The organism is Kineococcus auxinigenes (assembly GCF_050871525.1).
Lineage (GTDB): Bacteria > Actinomycetota > Actinomycetes > Actinomycetales > Kineococcaceae > Kineococcus.
On the sequence record NZ_JBKBCT010000035.1, the window covers coordinates 20,435 to 38,608 of the forward strand.

11 protein-coding genes are annotated in these 18,174 nt (G+C 78.3%); 6 read left to right on the top strand and 5 right to left on the bottom strand.

All coding sequences use genetic code 11. The features are described 5' to 3' along the window. Positions 1 to 23: 23 nt before the first annotated feature. The 4 genes from ACRYR9_RS11260 to recD are packed head-to-tail and all read left to right on the top strand — an operon-like array spanning position 24 to position 10,340. Entirely contained in the window at positions 24 to 1,460 is a 1,437-nt protein-coding gene (locus ACRYR9_RS11260) for a threonine/serine exporter family protein (RefSeq protein WP_432495736.1), read from the top strand. 53 nt (positions 1,461 to 1,513) lie between these two features. Beyond that, a complete protein-coding gene (recC, locus tag ACRYR9_RS11265; RefSeq protein ID WP_432495734.1) occupies positions 1,514 to 4,984 on the top strand; it encodes an exodeoxyribonuclease V subunit gamma in 3,471 nt (1,156 codons plus the stop codon). Then, complete coding sequence (locus ACRYR9_RS11270; protein WP_432495732.1) at positions 4,981 to 8,379, top strand: UvrD-helicase domain-containing protein; 3,399 nt, start codon at positions 4,981 to 4,983, stop codon at positions 8,377 to 8,379. Before recC ends, ACRYR9_RS11270 begins: the two co-directional genes overlap by 4 nt. Continuing rightward, positions 8,376 to 10,340, top strand: a complete 1,965-nt coding sequence (gene recD / locus ACRYR9_RS11275; protein WP_432495729.1) for an exodeoxyribonuclease V subunit alpha — start codon at positions 8,376 to 8,378, stop codon at positions 10,338 to 10,340. The genes ACRYR9_RS11270 and recD overlap by 4 nt, the downstream gene beginning before the upstream one ends. A 41-nt stretch (positions 10,341 to 10,381) precedes the next feature. Here recD and ACRYR9_RS11280 read toward each other — a convergent pair whose 3' ends face one another. From ACRYR9_RS11280 to ACRYR9_RS11290, 3 genes are all read right to left on the bottom strand, one after another. Further along, positions 10,382 to 10,987: a hypothetical protein gene (locus ACRYR9_RS11280; protein ID WP_432495726.1), complete on the bottom strand. Its 606-nt coding sequence runs from the start codon at positions 10,985 to 10,987 to the stop codon at positions 10,382 to 10,384. 25 nt (positions 10,988 to 11,012) lie between these two features. After that, positions 11,013 to 12,389: an NAD(P)/FAD-dependent oxidoreductase gene (locus tag ACRYR9_RS11285; RefSeq protein ID WP_432495723.1), complete on the bottom strand. Its 1,377-nt coding sequence runs from the start codon at positions 12,387 to 12,389 to the stop codon at positions 11,013 to 11,015. Between the two features lie 82 nt (positions 12,390 to 12,471). After that, positions 12,472 to 13,086 (bottom strand): DNA-3-methyladenine glycosylase I, encoded by a 615-nt coding sequence (locus tag ACRYR9_RS11290; RefSeq protein ID WP_432495721.1) that lies wholly within the window; start codon positions 13,084 to 13,086, stop codon positions 12,472 to 12,474. Between the two features lie 91 nt (positions 13,087 to 13,177). Here ACRYR9_RS11290 and aroQ point away from each other — a divergent pair, with 91 nt between their 5' ends. Next, entirely contained in the window at positions 13,178 to 13,609 is a 432-nt protein-coding gene (gene aroQ / locus ACRYR9_RS11295) for a type II 3-dehydroquinate dehydratase (RefSeq protein ID WP_432495791.1), read from the top strand. 102 nt (positions 13,610 to 13,711) lie between these two features. Then, positions 13,712 to 15,376, top strand: coding sequence for an FAD-binding oxidoreductase (locus tag ACRYR9_RS11300; protein WP_432495718.1), 1,665 nt, complete (start codon positions 13,712 to 13,714; stop codon positions 15,374 to 15,376). 24 nt (positions 15,377 to 15,400) lie between these two features. On the opposite strand, the gene ACRYR9_RS11305 is transcribed toward ACRYR9_RS11300, so the two are convergent. Together ACRYR9_RS11305 and ACRYR9_RS11310 are read right to left on the bottom strand one after the other, a co-directional pair. Beyond that, the gene (locus tag ACRYR9_RS11305) at positions 15,401 to 17,053 is read right to left on the bottom strand and encodes an ATP-binding SpoIIE family protein phosphatase (protein ID WP_432495716.1); all 1,653 of its coding nucleotides are present in this window, start codon (positions 17,051 to 17,053) and stop codon (positions 15,401 to 15,403) included. A 61-nt stretch (positions 17,054 to 17,114) separates the two neighbouring features. After that, a complete protein-coding gene (locus tag ACRYR9_RS11310) occupies positions 17,115 to 17,957 on the bottom strand; it encodes an SDR family NAD(P)-dependent oxidoreductase (RefSeq protein ID WP_432495714.1) in 843 nt (280 codons plus the stop codon). Between the last annotated feature and the right edge of the window lie 217 nt (positions 17,958 to 18,174).

Consider the following 18,174-nt stretch of genomic DNA (forward strand, 5'->3'; position numbering starts at 1 on the left):
CGCGGGCCGGGTAGCGTCGGGGCGTGCCTCTGCTCCTGCCCGGACGCGGCCGGCCCGCCCGCGCTCTGACCGGGACGGTCCGCGGTGGTCTGGCCCGGCTCGCCGGAAGGCTCGCCGGCCACGTCCCCGCCGGGGCCGACGCCCCCGCCGCCGACGTCGCCCTGCAGCAGCAGCAGGCCCTCGAGGCGCTGCGCGCGCTGACCCGGATGGCCGAGGCGCTGCTGTCCTGCGGCGCCTCGGCCGCCGACGTCACCGCCCTGACGCTGCGCGCCGCCGCCGGCGCGGGACTGCACCACACCCAGGTCGACATCACCTTCACCGCCGTCGTCGTGGCCACCGCCGGCGCCGACGGCTTCCCGCTGACCGACGTGCGCGTCGTGCACGTGCGCGGCACCGACTACTCCCGGCTGGCCGCCCTCTACGAGCTGGCCCACGAGGCCGGCACCGGCCTGGACCCCGCCGAGCTCGACACCCGCCTGCGGCGGCTGCTCTCGTCGCGGCGCCCCTACCGCGGCGCCGTCGCCTCGATGGGGGCGGTGGGCCTGGCCGTGTCCGTGGCCGTCGTCCTCGGCGGCGGCTGGCCCGTGGCCGCGGCGGCGGCCGCCACCACCGCCGCGCTGCAGGCGCTGCTGTTCGTGCTGAACCGCCGCGGGCTGCCCGCGTTCTTCCAGCAGGTCGCCGGGGCGGCCCTGGCCACCTGCGTCGCGCTGGGCCTGCTGATGTGGCAGGAGCACCTGCCCAGCTGGATCGGGGTGCTGCCGCCCTCCCTCGTGGTCGGCTCCGGCATCGTGGTGCTGCTCGCCGGGCTGTCCCTGGTGGGCTCCGCCGAGGACGCCATCTCCGGCTTCTACGTCACCGCCGGCGCCCGCGCGTTCGAGACGGTCGTGCTCACCGCCGGCCTCGTCCTGGGCATCGCCCTCGTCCTGGACCTCGGCCAGCGGGCCGGCGTCACCCTCACCCTCACCTTCGCGCCCACCGAGACGCCGCCCGTGCTCGTGCAGGTCCTCGCCGGTGCCGCGGCCGCGCTGGCGTGGGCGGTGTCCGGCTACGCCGACGCCCGCGCCGTCGGCCTGGCCGCCCTCGCCGGCGGCACCGCCTCGGCCGTCGCCGCCGCCGCGACCGCCGCCGGCACCGGGCCCGTCGCCGCCGCCGGCGTGGCGGCGCTGCTCGTGGGACTGCTCGCCGAGGGCACGGCGTGGCGCTGGCGGGTGCCGGGCCTGGTCGTCTCCGTCTGCGGCATCGTCCCGCTGCTGCCCGGCCTGGCCACCTACCGCGCGATCTTCACGCTGGTCGGCGGCGGCACCTCCGCCGGGCTGGGGATGCTCGTGGAGGCCCTGGGCACCGCGCTGGCCCTGGCCGCCGGCGTCACCTTCGGCGAGTTCTGCTCCACGCCGCTGCGCCGGGAGTTCGACCGCGTGGAGCGGCTGGTGCGCCGCCGCGCCCTGAACCGGCGGTTCTGAGCGCCCCACCGGCCGCCCGGGGCGCTGTCGGCGGCGTCGGGTAGACAGGGGCCGTGCTCCACGTCCACCGCTCGAGGCGCGCCGAGGACCTGGTCACGGCGCTCGCCGGGCTCCTCGCCGCACCCGCTCCCGGCGCCGACCCGTTCGCCCCCGAGCTGCTGGCCGTCGGCGCGCCCGGCACCGAGCGCTGGATCGCGCAGCGGCTGTCCCACCACCTCGGTGCCGCCGATCCCGGCGCCGGTGACGGCATCTGCGCACGCGTCGACTTCCGCGGCACCGGTGCGCTCCTCGACGAGGTCGTGGCCGGCCTCGGCCCGCGGCACGCCGACGCCGCCGCCCGCTGGGACGCCGACGCCCTGCCCTGGCACCTGCTGCAGGTCCTGGACGAGGTCGCCGCCGAACCCGCCGGTGCCGACGACGCCCTCGCCGTCCTGCGCCACCACCTGCGCCCCGGCACCGACGACGCCGGGCCCGGCGGTGCGACCGGCGGCGCCCCGCGGGCCGGGCGCGTCGGCGTCGCCACGCGCCTGGCCGCCCTGCTGGCGCGCTGCGGCACCTCCCGCCCGGCGCTGCTCGCCCGCTGGGCGACCGACGCGGGCGCCGGCGCGGACCTGCCCGCCGACCTGCGCTGGTGGCCCGAGGTGTACCGGCGCGTGCGCGAGCGCGTCGGCGCCCCCGCGCCCGCCGAGCTCCTCGACGAGGCGTGCGCGCAGCTGCGCGCCGGCACCCCCCTGCCCGGGGTGCCGGCCCGGCTCGGCGTGTTCGCCGTCGCACCCCTGGCCACCGCCCACCTGGCGCTCCTGGCCGCGCTGGCCGAGCACCGCGAGGTGCACCTGTGGCTGCCGCACCCCTCGCCGCGGCTGTGGGACGCCCTGGCCCCGCACGCCCGGGCGGCGGGCGGGGGCGACGGCGCCGGCACCTCGCGCGAGCGCTGGGAGGCGCAGGCCGGTGCCCTCGTGCGGCACCCGCTGCTGCGGTCCTGCTCGCGGGAGGTGCGCGAGCTGCAGGTGCGGCTGGCCGCGCTCGCCCCCGGGCACACCGACACCCTGCACGCCGGCGCCCGTCACCCCGACCAGCCCACCGGCGGGCCGACCACGCTGCTGGGCCACCTGCAGCGGGCGCTGGCCGAGGACGACCCCACCGCCCCCGCGTCGCCACCGGACCCCGTCGGCCCACCGGCCGACCGCTCCGTGCAGGTGCACGCCTGCCACGGCCGCACCCGCCAGGTGGAGGTGCTGCGCGAGGCCGTGCTCGGCCTGATGGACACCGACCCCACCCTGCAGCCGCGCGACGTGCTGGTGGTGTGCTCCGACGTGGAGGCCTACGCCCCCGTCCTCAGCGCCGTCTTCGCCACGGACGGCCACCCCGGCGCCGCCCTGCGCGTGTCCGTGGCCGACCGCTCCCCGCTGCAGGCCAACCCGCTGCTGGCCCTGGCCGCCCGGCTCCTGGAGCTGGCCGCCGGCCGCGCCACCGCCACCGACGTGCTCGACCTGGCCGCCGCCGAACCGGTGCGGCTGCGCTTCGGCTTCGACGAGGAGGAGCTGGAGCAGCTGCGTCGCTGGGCCGTCGAGGCCGGCGTGCACTGGGGGCTGGGCCCGGAGCACCGGCGCGCCTGGCGGCTGGGAGAGGTGCGGCAGGGGTCCTGGCGCACCGGGCTGGACCGCGTCCTGGCCGGTGTCGCCCTCGGCGGGGACCTGCTGCCCTCCGCCGGGCACCAGGACCCGGTGGTGCCGCTGGCCGACGTGGAGTCCAGCCGCGTGGACCTGGCCGGCCGCTTCGCCGAGCTGCTGGAGCGCCTCGAGGCGGCCGCGGGCCGGCTCACCGGCCGGCAGCCGGTCGCGCAGTGGTGCGACGCGCTGCTGGAGGGCGTGCTCGACCTGGGCGCCGCCCCCGCCGACTCCGCCTGGTGGGAGGCGCAGGTGCGCCGCGAGCTGGGCGGGGTGCGCGAGCGGGCCGCCCGCGCCGGCGGTGCGCCCGTGGAGCTGGCCGACGCCGCGGCCCTGCTGTCGCAGCGGCTGGGCGGGGGAGCGGCCCGGGTGCCCTTCCGCACCGGTGCGATGACCGTGTGCCCGCCCGGCCCGCTGCGCGCGGTGCCGCACCGCGTGGTGTGCCTGCTGGGCATGGACGACGGCGCCTTCCCCCGCGCCGGCGCACCCGACGGCGACGACCCGCTGGAGCGGGACCCGCACGTCGGCGACCGCGACCCGCGCGGCGAGGACCGCCAGGCGTTCCTGGACGCGGTCCTGGCCGCCGGCGAGCACCTGCTCGTCCTGTGCAGCGGCCGGGACGTGCGCACCGGCGCCGCCCTGCCGCCGGCCGTGCCCGTCGGCGAGCTCCTGGACGCCCTGGACGCCCTGGGCCCTGCGGGCGGACCGCGCGTGCGCGAGCGCGTCCTCGTGCACCACCCCCTGCAGCCCACCGACGCGCGCAACTTCACCGCCGGCGCGCTGGGCCGGGAGGGCGCGTTCAGCTTCGACGCCACCGCCCGCGCCGGGGCCCTGGCCGCCGCGGCCGGCACCCGCCCGCCCGGCCCGTTCCTCGACCGCGCCCTGCCGGCCCCGCCCGCCGACGGCCCGGCCGAGCTGGACCTCGACGCGCTCGTGCGCTTCTGGCAGCACCCCGCGCGCGGCTTCCTGCGCCAGCGCCTCGACGTGGCCGCCGACACCCGCGAGGAGGAGCCCGCCGACGCCCTGCCCGTGCAGCTGGACGGGCTGGCCGAGTGGGCCGTCGGCGACCGCTGCCTGGCCGCCCGGCTGGCCGGCGTGCCCGCCGCGGACGTCGCCCGCGCGGAGGGCGCCCGCGGCGCCCTGCCCCCCGGGCTGCTGGGCACCGCCGTGCTGCGCCGCGTCGGCGGCTCGGTCGAGCAGCTCGTCAGCGCCGCCGCGCCGTGGACCGCGGCCGCCGCCCGCACCGCCGAGGTGGACGTGGAAGTGGGTGGCACCCGCCTGAGCGGCGTGGTGCGCGGGGTGCGCCCCGCCGGCGGCGGCCCGGCCGCCGCCGCCGTCACCGTCACCTACTCGCGCCTGAAGGCCAAGCAGGAGCTGCGGGCCTGGGTGGAGCTGCTGGCCCTGACCCTGGCCGAGCCCGGCGCCCCCCGCGCGGCCGTCGTCGTCGGGCGCGGCGAGCGCGGCAGCACCGCCGTCGTGCGCCTGGGGCCGGTGCCCGGCGAGCAGGCCCGCCGCGCGATGGAGGACCTGCTGGCCCTGCGCCGCACCGGGCTGAGCCTGCCGCTGCCGCTGCCGGTGGCCACCGGCGGGGCGTGGGCCTCGGCCGCCGCGCGCGGCGCCTCCGCGCAGGCCTGCGCGGACGCCGCGGCCCGCGAGTGGGAGTCCGGGTGGGACTGGCCGCGCGAGGACGCCGAGGAGGAGCACCGGCTGCTGTGGGGCGGCACCGTGCCCGTGGGCGACCTGCTCGCCTGGGCACCGCCGCCCGGCGCCCCGCCGGGCACCCCCGCCACCTTCGCCGAGCTGGCCCGCCGCGTCTGGCAGCCCCTGCTCGCCGCACGGCACCGGGAGACCGCGTGAGCGCCTTCGACCCCACCGGCCCGCTGCCCACCGGCCCGCTGCCCACCGGCACCACCGTGCTGGAGGCCAGCGCCGGCACCGGCAAGACCCACGCCGTCGCCGGCCTCGTCACCCGCTACGTCGCCGAGGGTGCCGCCCGGGTGGAGGACGTCCTCGTCGTCACCTTCGGCAGGGCCGCCACCGGTGAGCTGCGCAGCCGGGTGCGCGAGCGCCTGCTGTGCACCCGCGACGCCCTGGCCGACCCCGGGGCCGCCGCCGCGCACGGCGACGACGTGGTGCGCCACCTGGCCGCGGGGCCGCCCGCCGAGGTCGCCGCCCGCCGCGAGCGCCTGGGCACGGCGCTGGCCTCCTTCGACGCCGCCACCGTCACCACCGTGCACGGCTTCTGCCAGCAGGTCCTCACCGGCCTGGGCACCGCCGCCGACGTCGACCCCGCCGCCGCGCTCGTCGAGGACCTGTCCGACCTCGTGGAGGAGGTCAGCGACGACCTCTACCTGCGCTGGGCGGTGCGCGAGCCGCTGCCCTTCGACCGCGACTGCGCCCTGCGGATCGCGCGCGCGGCCGTCGCGCGCGCCGACGCCCGCCTGGAACCCGCCGAGCGGGCGCCGCGCTCCCCGGCGGACCTGCGGGTGCGCTTCGCCGCCGCGGTGCGCGCCGAGGCGGCCCGCCGCCGCGCCGCCCGGCGCGTGCTCGGCTTCGACGACCTGCTGGCGCGGCTGCGCGACGCGCTGGCCGCGCCCGTCAGCGGTGCCGTCGCCCGCGAGCGGCTGCGCCGGCGCTACCGGGTGGTCCTCGTCGACGAGTTCCAGGACACCGACGCCGTGCAGTGGGACGTGCTGCGCCTGGCGTTCCACGGGGTGCGGCCGCTGGTGCTCGTCGGCGACCCCAAGCAGGCGATCTACGCCTTCCGCGGCGCCGACGTGCACAGCTACCTCGCCGCGCGCGACGCCGCCGACCACGAGGCCACCCTCGACGTCAACCGGCGCAGCGACCCCGCCCTGCTGGGCGGCGTGCAGGCGCTGCTGCGCGGGGCCGCGCTGGGCCAGGAGGGGATCGTCGTGCACGAGGTGCGCGCCGCGCACGAGCGCGCCGCCCTCGTGGACGCCGCGGGGGAGGAGGACCCGGCGCCGCTGCGGCTGCGGGTGCTGCCCCGTGCCGGCCTGCCCACCGACCGCGCCGGGCTGCCGCAGCTGGCGCGGGCCCGGGCGGCGGTGGCAGGCGACGTCGCCGCCCAGGTCGCCGCCGTGCTCGGCGCCGGGTACGAGGTGCGCCCCCGCGACGGCTCCCCGGGGCGGGCGCTGGCCGCCGGGGACGTCGCCGTCCTGGTGCGCACCCGCACCCAGGCGCGCCTGGTGCAGGAGGCGCTGCAGGACGCCGGGGTGCCGTGCGTGCTCAGCCGCGGCCCCAGCGTGTTCGGCACCGAGGCCGCCCGGGACTGGCTGGTGCTGCTCGAGGCGCTGGAGCAGCCGCACCGCACGGCGCGGGTGCGTCGCCTGGCCCTGTCGGCGTTCGTGGGGTCCACCGCCCACGACCTCGACGCCGGCGGTGAGCGCGCCACCGACGCCGCCGCCGTGCGGTTGCGGGCGTGGACGGCGGTGCTGGCCGAGCGCGGCGTGGCCGGGTTGTTCGCCGCGGTCGCCGAGGAGCACGACCTGCCGGCGCGGCTGCTGGCCACCACCGGCGGTGAGCGGCACCTGACGGACCTGCGGCACGTGTGCGAGGTGCTGCACGCCGAGGCCGCCGCGCACGAGCGCGGCCCGGCCGGGCTGCTGTCGTGGCTGCGGGCGCGGGTGGACGGCGCCGAGCGCGACGTGGACGCCGAGCGCTCGCGCCGCCTGGACACCGACCGCGCCGCCGTGCAGGTCGCGACCGTCCACACCAGCAAGGGCCTGGAGTTCGAGGTGGTGTGCGTCCCCTTCGGCTGGGACGTGCCGGGGGCGGGGCCCGGCTCGCGCGAGCGCCTGCCCGTGGCGCACACCGGGGCCCCGGCGGTGCGGACCCTGCACGTGGGCGGGGCCGGCAGCCCCGGCTACGCCGGTGCCTGCGCCGCCGAGGACGACGAGGGTGCGGGGGAGGAGCTGCGGCTGCTGTACGTGGCGCTGACCCGCGCCGTCTCGCGCCTGCTGGTGTGGTGGGCCCCGTCGCGGTGCACGGCCGCCAGTCCCCTGCACCGGCTCCTCCTGGCGCCCGACCCCCTCGCACCGCCGCCGTCGGTGCCGGTGCCCGCCGAGGCCGACGTGCTGCGGGCCCTGGAGCACCTGGCCGCTCCCGGCACCGGGGTGGCCGTGGAGCGCGCCGGCGGCGACGGCGCCCCCGCACCGGTCCTGCCCGACCCCGCGCCCGCCGCACCGCTGCCCCCGGCGGTCTTCGGCGGGCGCGTGGACCCGCACTGGCGGCGCACGTCCTACAGCGGGCTGACGCGCGGGGTGCACGACGCCCCGGTGGTGCGCGCCGGGGCGGAGGTGCCGGGCACCCTCGACGAGTCCGACCTGCAGGCGCCCGCCGCGCCCGGTACGGCCGGTGCGGCGGACCCGCTGGCGCAGCGCTGGCGCGAGGTGCCCTCCCCGCTGGCGGACCTGCCCGCCGGCGCCGGCTTCGGCACCCTCGTGCACGCCGTCCTGGAGGACTTCGACCCCGCGGCCGCCGAGCGCCGCCCGCACCTGGCGGCGCTGGCGCGCGAGCAGTTCGCCGGGCCGCTGGCCGAACCCCTGGCCGACGCGCTGGACCCGGTGCTGCGCACCCCGCTGGGGCCGCTGGCCAGCGGCGCGGCGCTGGAGGGCTTCGCGGTCGCCGACCGGCTGGCCGAGCTGGACTTCGAGCTGCCGCTGGGCGGTGGCGACGCGGCCGGGGAGGGGGCGGGGGCCCTGCTGGGGGACGTGGCGGGCCTGCTGCGCGAGCACCTGGACCCCGCCGACCCCGTGCACCGCTACGCCGGGGACCTGGAGGAGCCTGTGCTGGGTGAGCAGGTGCTGCGCGGGTACCTCACCGGCTCCATCGACGCCGTGCTGCGCCGGCCGGGCCCGCAGGGCCCCGCCCACCTCGTCGTGGACTACAAGACCAACCGCCTCGCCGGCCCCGGTGAGGCCCTGACCGCCTGGCACTACCGCCGCGAGGCCCTCGACGAGGCGGTGCGGCAGGCCCACTACCCGCTGCAGGCCCTGCTGTACTGCGTGGCGCTGCACCGGTTCCTGCGCTGGCGCCAGCCGGGCTACGACCCCGACGCGCACCTGGGCGGGGTGCTGTACCTGTTCCTGCGCGGCATGTGCGGGCCGGACCTGCCCGCCGAGCCCGGCCCGGGCGGCGAGCCCGCCGCGCCGCCGGGCGTGTGGTCGTGGCGCCCGCCCGCCGCCCTGGTGACCGACCTGTCCGACCTGCTGGCCGGGAGGGCCCGATGACCACCAGCACCAGCACCGGCACGCCCGCCCCGGCCCCCGCCTCCGTGCCTGACGTGGTGCCGGACGCGGAGCGCGCCGCCACCCGGGTGCGCAGCGCCACCGGGCTGCTGCGCGACTTCAACGCGCTGGGTCTGCTGCGCGCCGCCGACGTCCACGTCGCCCGCCGGCTGGGCGCCGTCGCGGGGGAGGACGACGAGCGGGTCCTGCTGGCCGTGGCGCTGGCCGTGCGGGCGGTGCGGCACGGCTCGGTGGTCCTGCACCTGCAGCAGGCGCCGGTGACGGTCGTGCCGGAGGACGAGGAGGACACCGGCGCCGTCGGCGTCGTGGACGCCCCCTGGCCCGAGCCGGCCGGCTGGCTGCGCGCCGTGCGCGCCAGCGCGCTGACCACCGTGCACGACGAGCCTCCGGCGCACGCCGGCGCGGCCGGGGACGGCCCGCTGCGCCCCGTGCACGTCGCGGGCGACGGGCTGTGGCTGGACCGGTACTGGCGGCTGGAGGTCGCCGTCGCCGAGGACCTGCGCCGGCGCGCCGCGCACCCGCCGACCCACGACGCGGCGCGGGTGCGCGAGGTGCTGGACCGGTTGTGGCCGGGCGAGGCCGAGCCGTCCGACCAGCGCCGCGCCGCGGAGGTGTGCCTGCGCTCCGGAGTGGCGGTCCTCGGCGGTGGCCCGGGCACCGGCAAGACCACGACGGTGGCCCGGCTGCTGGCGGCGCTGCACGACCTGGCCGGCGACGGCCCGCCGCCGCGGGTGGCGCTGGCCGCCCCCACCGGCAAGGCGGCGGCGCGGCTGACGGAGGCCGTCACGGCCGCGGCCGCCGCGCCGGGCGTGTTCACCCCGGCGCAGGCGGCGTTCCTGGCGGGGGCCAGCGCCTCCACCCTGCACCGGCTGCTGGGCCTGCGGCCGGGCTCGGTGCGCGCCCGCTACGACGCCGAGCACCGGCTCCCGCACGACGTCGTCGTCGTCGACGAGGCCTCGATGGTGGGCCTGGGGGTGGTGGCGCGGCTGCTGGCGGCGCTGCGCCCGCAGGCGCACCTGGTGCTCGTGGGCGATCCCGACCAGCTGGCCTCGGTGGAGGTCGGTGCCGTCCTGGCCGACCTGGTCGCCCCCGCGCTGGAGGCCCCCGCGCCGGAGGTCCCCGCGCCGGACGCTCCCGGTGCGGGGACGGCCGGCACCGTCGCCGGCGGCGTCGCCCTGCTGCGCACCACGCACCGCTTCGCCGCCGGCGGTCCCATCGCCGAGCTGGCGCGGGCGGTGCGCGCGGGGCGGGCCGACGCGGTCGTGGACGTCCTGCGCGCCGGTGGCGACGGCGTGGAGTTCCGCGAGGTCGCCGAGGACGAGGCCGTGGCGGGTCCGGCGCTGGAGGCGGTGCGCGCCGACGTCGTGGCGCGCGCCCGAGAGGTGGTGGACGCGGCCCGCCGCGGCGACGCGGAGGGCGCCCTGGCGGCGCTGGACGCGCACCGCGTGCTGTGCGCGCACCGCCGCGGCGGGCGGGGCGTGTCGCAGTGGAGCGCGCTGGCGCACCGCTGGTCGGTGGAGGAGCTGGGGGTGCGCCCGCGCCCGGACGGCCGCTACGTCGGTCTGCCGGTGATCGTGACGACGAACGACGCGGCGGCGGGCGTCTTCAACGGCGACACCGGGGTGGTGCTGGAGCGCGGCGGCGACCTGGTGGTGGCCGTGGGGCGCGGGGACGGTCCGCTGCTGGTGCCGCTGGCGCGCCTGGCGGCCGTGGAGCCGGTGCACGCCATGACGGTGCACCGCAGCCAGGGTTCGCAGTTCGGCGCGGTGACGGTGCTGGCGGCGCCGGCGCGCTCGCCGCTGGCGACCCGGGAGATGCTCTACACCGCCGTGACGCGGGCCCGGCACCGGGTGCGGGTGGTGGGCTCGGTGGAGGCGGTGACCGCTGCGGTGGAGCGCCCGCTGGCGCGCGCCACCGGTCTGGCGGCCCGCCTCGGCGGCTGACGTCCGCCACGCCCCCGGGCGGGCGGTGGACCCGGGGGCGGTCAGCGCGGGGGACGGTGCAGGGCCAGCAGCCGTCCGGGGGCGTCGGCGGCGCGGGCCTCGGCGGCCGCGGCGGCGTAGCGGGCGGGGTCCTTGGCGTCCGGTCCGCTCAGCTGCCCGCCGTGCCGGTGCAGCGCCGCGACGAACGACGGCCACCGCGCCAGCTCGGCCTCCAGGGCGTCGGGGAGCACCGTGCACCGCTGCGGCGGCAGCAGCCGCAGCACCGCGGCGGTGCTGCGCCGGTGAACGGCGCGGGCGCGGGCGCGGTTGGCGGCGCGCCGCCAGCCGTCGGCGTCACCGTCCACGAGCGCGTGCCAGTCGGCGCCCAGGGCCTCGGCGACGGCTCCGGCCACCGGCAGCAGGTGCTTGCCGCCGACGGCCAGGACCACCGGGCCGCGCAGCAGCGGGGTGAGCACGGCCGCGTCCGTGGCGCCCTCCACGAGCAGCACCGCCCGCCCGTGGGCGCTCGCGCCCCGCACCGCACGCACGAAGCCCGGGGGCAGCGCGGTGCGCGCCAGCCCCCGGGCTCGTGCGGTGCTGGTGCCGAGGAACGCGGCGACCTGCGCCACCACGTCCTCCGGCACGTCCTCGGACACCTTCCCGGTCACGTTCCCGGGTGCCGTGTCCGAGGGGTCAGCCGACCTTGGGCTTGTCCTCGGCCTTGGGGTAGATCTCGGTGTTCTGCGCGGTGGTGATCAGCGCGTCCTCGGGACGCGTCTGGTTCAGCGCGACCGCCTGCGGCGGCAGCACGGCGTGCAGCGCCCAGTCGGTGAGCACCCGCACCCGGTTCGCCATGCTCGGCAGGGCGAACAGGTGGTAGCCGCGCGCCACGACCTTGGCGGGCAGCCCGGTGAGCTCGACGCCGAGGGGCTTGGCCACGGCGGTCAGGCCGCCGAGGTCCGCGACCAGGCCGAGGTCCTTGTGGACGTAGTCCTTGGCCTGCCCGATGCCGAAGCTGGCGGCGATGTTCTGCCCGACCGCGGTGCCCTGGCGCTGCGCGTGCTGCGCGGTGGGCGGGGTGACCGGCTGCGGGCCGTCGGCCGGCTTCTCCTTGGCGAGGTCCGGCACGGCGGCGGCGTCGCCGACCGCCCACACGTCGTCGGCCACGCGCATCTGCGCGTCCACGACGAGCCGGCCGCGCTCCAGCGGCAGGCCGAGGGTGGCCATGAGCGGGTTGGCGATGATGCCGGCGTTCCAGATGAGCGTGCGCGAGGGCACCGGGGTGCCGTCGGTGAGGTTGATGACGTTGCCCTCGACCGAGGCCACGGACACGCCCAGGCGCACGTCGATGCCGCGGGCCTTCATCGCGGACAGGGCGTACTGGCCCAGGCGCGGCCCGAGCTCGGGCAGCACCGCGGGGGCGACGTCGATGAGCAGCCACTTGACGTCGTCCACGTCGATCTTCGACCAGCGGTCCGCGACGCGCTTGAGCCAGCGCTGCGTCTGGGCGACGATCTCGGTGCCGGTGTAGCCGGCGCCGACCGCGACGACGGTCATGCGCTCGGCGCGCTCGGCGTCGAAGCGCGGGTCGTCGGGCAGCGAGTCCGCGGCGTCGAGCTGGTTGACCAGGTGGTCGCGCACGAACGCGGCCTCGGTGATGGTCTTGACCCCGCGGGCCGACTCCGCCACGCCCGGGATGGGGAAGCGGCGGGTGACCGAGCCGGGGGCCAGCAGCAGGCGGTCGTAGGAGAGGACCTGCGTCTCGTCGCCGGTCTCCTCCTGCCCGCTGCGCGTGATGGTGACCGTCTTGGCCTCCACGTCCACCGACGTGACGTGCCCGACGACCAGCCGGTGACGCGGCAGCGCCTGGCGCAGCGAGACCGCGATGTGGCGCGGCTCGAGCACGGAGGCGGTGACGTCGGGCAGGAGCGGGCTGTACGTGAGGTGGTCGGTGGGGCTGACGATCACCAGTTCCGCCGTGCTGGCGGGGAGGAGCTTCTCCAGCTTCTTGCCGGCGTACAGGCCGGCGAAGCCCCCTCCGACGATGACGACTCGCTGTCGATCGACCATGTAGGACACCTCTTGTCTCTCCGTCGCCGGGACCGTGGTTTCCCGTTACGGGAAGAATCCTTGCACGCGGCCGCCGCGCACCTCAGCCCGGGACGTCCCCGGCGCCCGCGCCGCGGGCCGGGCAGCGCACCAGGTGGTCGTCCACCAGCCCGCACGCCTGCATGGTCGCGTAGGCCGTGGTGGGCCCCACGAAGCGGAACCCGGCGCTCTTCAGCGCCCGTGCCAGGGCCGTCGAGGCCGGGGTGGCGGCGGGCACGTCGGCGGGTTCGACGGGGGCCGGGCCGGGCTCGGCGGGCGCGAAGGACCACACCAGCCGCGACAGGCCCGCGCCGGTCTCGGCCAGGCGCAGGGTGGCGCGGGCGTTGTGCACCGCGGCGCGCACCTTGAGGCGGTTGCGGATGATCCCGGGGTCGGCGAGCAGCCGGGCCTCCTCCGCCTCGCCGTAGCGGGCCACCCGCTCGGGGTCGAAGCCGTCGAAGGCGGCGCGCAGCGTCTCGCGCCGGCGCAGCACGGTGATCCACGACAGCCCCGACTGGAAGGCCTCCAGGCACAGCCGCTCGTACAGGGCCGCGTCGCCGTGCACGGGGCGGCCCCACTCGGTGTCGTGGTAGCGCTCGTACAGCGGGTCCCCGGTGCCGAAGCAGCGGAACGGCGCGTCCTGCTCGCCGGGGCCGCCGGCGGTGGTCGTCGTGCTCACGCGGCGAGCCTGGCAGCCGCCACCGACACCTCGCGCGGCCCGCGGGGCCGGGGCGGTCGTGTCGGCGGCGGCCGGTAGCGTCCGCGACGTGCTGCGCATCCTGGTCCTCAACGGCCCCAACCTCGGCCGCCTCGGCACGCGCCAGCCGGAGGTGTACGGCACCACCACCCTCGCCGACGTCGACGCCGGCCTGCAGGAGCTGGCCGCCGAGCTGGGCGTGGAGGTGGAGCTGCGCCAGACCGACGCCGAGCACGAGATGCTCGCGTGGGTGCACGGCGCCGCCGACGAGGGCTGCCCGGTGGTGCTGAACCCCGCCGCGTGGACGCACACCTCGGTGGCGCTGCGCGACGCCTGCGCCGAGCTGCGCGCCGGGCTGGTGGAGGTGCACCTGTCGAACGTGCACGCGCGCGAGGACTTCCGCCGGCACTCCTTCACCGCCCCCGTGGCCACCGGCGTGATCGCGGGCCTGGGGGTGCAGGGGTACTCCCTGGCGGTGCGCTTCCTGGCCTCGCGCCACGCGTAGGCTCCTGGGGTCCTCCGCCGGGGGCGGGGCGCAGCAGCACGTCAGCAGCAGGTGAGCAGCAGGTCGGCAGCGGGTCGGCGGGACGCGAGCACGGGAGACGCAGTGGTCGAGCACATGAAGTGGTGGGGCTGGGGCCAGGAGGGCGTGGCCTTCCACCACGAGGACAAGCCGGCGCTGGCGCCGTTCGCGCGGGAGATGGCCGGGATCGACTTCGACGCGCCGCCGGTGCGGGTGCCGGAGCTGTCCGAGCTGGACGTGCCCGCCTCGCAGGCGCCCGAGCAGCTGCGCGCGGCGTTCGCCGGGGCCGTGGGCGCCGAGCACGTCCACGACGACGACCTGGACCGCGTCGTGCACGCGTACGGCAAGTCCATGCGCGACCTCGTGCGCATCCGCCGCGGCGACTTCGGCCGCCTGCCGGACCTGGTGGTCTACCCGGGCACCGAGGCGGAGGTGGAGGCCGCGCTGCGCGTGGCGCTGGACGCGGACGCCGTGCTCATCCCCTTCGGCGGCGGCTCCAACATCGTCGGCTCCCTGGAGGCGCCGCGCGAGGAGACCCGCCCGGTCGTCTCGCTGGACCTGGGCCGGCTGCGCTCGCTGCTGGAGCTGGACGAGACCTCCCAGCTGGCCCGCATCCAGGCCGGCGCGCTCGGCCCGGACCTGGAGGCCCAGCTCAACGCGCGCGGCTGGACGCTGGGGCACTTCCCTGACAGCTTCAAGCACTCCACCCTGGGCGGCTGGATCGCCACCCGCTCCTCGGGGATGCAGTCCGACCGCTTCGGCGACATCGCCGACATCACCCGCGCCGTGCGGGTGGTGACGCCCAAGGGCGTGGTGGCCACCCGCAACGTGCCGGTGCAGGCGGCCGGTCCCAGCGTGCGCGAGATGGTGCTGGGCAGCGAGGGCCGCCTGGGCGTCATCACCGAGGCCACGGTGCAGGTGCACCGCCTGGCGGAGGAGCGCGTCATCCAGGCGTACTTCTTCCCCGACTACGGCAGCGGGCTGAAGGCCATGCACGACATCGCCGCCTCGGACGCCTCCCCGTCCATCACCCGCGTCTCGGACGAGATGGAGACCCGGTTCACGCTGGCCACCTCCAAGAAGGGCAGCGCCCTGTCGCAGCTGCTGTCCAAGGGCGTGAAGCTGTACGCCTCCAGGGGCAAGGGCTTCGACCTCGAGAAGATGTGCCTGTCGTTCATCGGGTTCGAGGGGTCCTCGCTGCACGTCAAGCGCAGCAAGCGCCTCGTCGACGAGATCGTCAAGCGCCACGGCGGCTTCGGCGTCGGCACCGGCCCGGGCACCCTGTACGACCAGAAGAAGTTCGACACCCCCTACATCCGCGACTTCATCCTCGACCGCGGCGCCTACGGCGACGTGTCCGAGACGTCCTCGACCTGGGCGACGCTGAAGACGCTGCACGACGACGTGGTCGCCGCCGCCCAGAAGGCGTTCGCGGAGATCGGCACGAAGGGGTTCGTCTTCTGCCACCTGTCGCACAGCTACCACTCCGGGGCGTGCCAGTACTTCACGTTCGCCTTCCAGCCGCCCGCGGGCCGCGACGGGCTGGAGGCCTACGACATCGTCAAGGGCGCGATCCAGCAGGCGTTCATCGACAACGGCGGCACCCTCTCGCACCACCACGCGGTGGGCCGCGAGCACAAGCGCTGGGTGGGCGAGGACCTCTCCCCGGCGGGTGCCGAGGTCGTCAAGGCGCTGTTCGAGGGCGTGGACCCGGGCCGCAACCTCAACCCGGGGGCGATCGTCGACTGACCCGCCGCGGGGGCGGCGGCGCCGTCAGGCCACGCGCAGCTCGGCCCAGACGGTCTTGCCGTCCCCGCGGGGGCTGACCCACCAGCGCTCGGCCAGGACGTCCACGATGTGCATGCCGCGGCCGCTGAGGGCCTCGTCGCCCGCGCCCCGCGGCAGCGGGTGGGACGTCGAGCTGTCGTCCACGCCCAGGCACAGCCGCGCCGCCAGCGGGTCGTGCCGCACCGTCAGGGCCGTGCCGCACCCGGTGTGCAGCACGGCGTTGGTGACCAGCTCGGAGACCACGAGCTCCGCCTCGTCGGCGATGCGCACCAGGCCCCACGCGTCGAGGGTGAGGCGCAGGTGGTCCCGGGCGGTGGCGACGGCGCGCGGGTCCGCGGGCAGCACCACCTGCGACTCGCGGCTGCCGGGGGCGGGGCCGGCGTAGTCGGCCACCAGCAGCGCGGCGTCGTCCGCGAGGGTGCCGGCGGTGGGCGCGAGCAGGAGCTCGGCCAGCTCGGCGGCGGGTGCGCCGGCGTGCTCCAGCAGCACCCGCTCGAGGGCCGCCGCCCCGTCGTCGCCGCGCCCGCGGGGCCGGTCCACGACGCCGTCGGTGTGCAGCAGCAGCCGGCTGTGCCCGCTGAGCCGGTGCCGGGCCGTCGGGTAGGTGGCGTCGGCGCTGACGCCCAGCGGCGGGCCGGGCTCGACCTCCAGCCTCCGCGGCGGGCCGGGGGTGAAGACGACCGGTGGGGGGTGCCCGGCGCTGGCGACGTCCACCTCCCCGGTGTCGGTGTCCAGGCGCAGCAGGCAGCAGGTGGCGAACAGCTCGGTGCCCGCGGCCAGCAGCAGCTCGTTGGTGCGCGCCAGCACGGCGGAGGGTTCGTGGCCCTCGCTGACGTAGGCGCGCACCGCGGTGCGCACCTGCCCCATGAGGGCCGCGGCGGCGCTGCTGTGGCCCTGCACGTCGCCCATGACGAGCACCAGACCGGCGGCGGTGCGCACGGCGTCGTAGAAGTCCCCGCCCACCTCGGCGCCGTCGGTGCCCGGCAGGTACCGGGGGGTGAGGGTCACCACGTCGTCCTGGGGCAGGGCGGCGGGGAGCAGGCCGGTCTGCAGGGCACGGGCGGTCTCCGCGTCCCGGCGGGCCCGCGCGAGCACCTCGCGGTCCTCGGCCTGGCGGCGGGCGCGGCGCTCGCGGTCGAAGATCGAGACCACGAGGTCGGCGAGGTCGGCGAGGTCGGCGCGCTGGGTGCCGGTCAGCTCCCGCGGCTCGAGGCCGAACGCGCACAGGGTGCCCAGGGCGAGCCCGTCGGGGGTGAGCAGGGGGGCGGCGGCGTAGGCGCGCACGGCGGCCATGCGCCCGTCGACCCAGGGGTTGGCGGCGAAGCGCACGTCGCGGCGGGCGTCGCGGGCGTGCACGAGGCCGCCGACGCCGATGGAGTAGGCGCACATGGAGTCCTCGCGCGCGCACTCCGAGCGCTCGAAGCCCTCGGCGGCGAGCTGGCGCTGCAGGTGCTCGTCGATGATGTTGACGACGGCGTTGGGCAGGCCGGTGACGCGGGTGGCGAGCCGCACCGCGGCCTGCAGCTCGCGCGGGGGCTCGGCGGTGACGTCGACGTAGTCGCGCAGGGCCGCCAGGCGTGCGGCTTCCCCGGCGTCGGCGGGGGCCCCGCTGGGCGTGCCGGAGGGGCTGCGATCCACAACAGCATGTTACTTCACGACTACTGTGCGTGTTACTAGTTCGAGCGCTCCCCCCGGGCGGTCAGTGACCGCTCCCGGGGTGGCGCCGCTTCGCCCCACCCGGCATGGCGTTCCACGCCCGGCTCACCACGCCGCGCGGCACCACGTCCAGCACCGTGGAGACCACCCGCCAGCGCCGCGTCGGCACGCTCACCACCCGCCCGGCGAACAGGTCGTCCAGGGAGGCGCCCACCACGTCGTCCACGTCCAGCCACACGCGCTGCGTCAACGGCGAGCGCCCGCCCGAGCGCATCCCCGAGCGCGCGTGGAACTCGGTGTGCACGTACCCCGGCGCCACGACCGTGGCGCGCACACCGGTGCCGCGCAGCTCACCTGCCAGCGTCTCGGTGAGCACGATCACGTACGCCTTGGCGGCCGAGTAGTGCCCGCCGCCGGGCACCATCCCGGCCACCGAGCCCACGTTCAGCACGTACCCGCGCCCGCGCGGCACCATCGCCCCGGTCGCGGCCCGCGAGAGCACCAGCACCGCCCGGCACAGCACGTCGAACATCCGCTCGTGGTCGGCCGGGTCGCCGTCGAACAGCCGCTGCTTGAGGCCGAAGCCGGCGTTGTTCACCAGCACGTCCACCGGGCGCGCGGGGTCCGCGACGCGGTCGGCGACCCGCTGCAGCGCCTCGCGGTCGGCCAGGTCGGCGGCCAGCACCTCCACCGCCACCCCGTGCCGCTCGCGCAGCCCCGCGGCCCGCTCCTCCAGGCGCGCGGTGTCGCGGGCCACCAGGACCAGGTCGTGCCCGCGCGCGGCCAGGCTCTCGGCGTAGCCGGCCCCCAGGCCGGCGGTCGCGCCCGTCACCAGGGCGGTCGGTCGGGCGGGGGAGGCGGCGGGGGATGCGGCGGGGGTGCTCACGGCGGGCGAGCCTACGCGGGCTGCACGGCGACGCCGCGCCAGCGCCGCTGCGCCAGCAGCGCCACCAGGGCGGCGGTCAGGACGGCGCCCGCGGCCGTCGCCAGCGACAGCTGGGCGGGGGGGGGGGGGGGGGGGGGGGCCCCCCCCCCCCCCCCCCCACCCCCCCCCCCCCCCCCCCCCCCCGCCCCCCCCCCCCCACCCCACGCCCCCCCCCCCC

Excerpts from the sequence above, each read along its gene's own strand:
- recD (WP_432495729.1), top strand. The coding sequence starts at position 8,376 with ATGACCACCAGCACCAGCACCGGCACGCCCGCCCCGGCCCCCGCCTCC.
- ACRYR9_RS11285 (WP_432495723.1), bottom strand. The coding sequence starts at position 12,389 with ATGGTCGATCGACAGCGAGTCGTCATCGTCGGAGGGGGCTTCGCCGGC.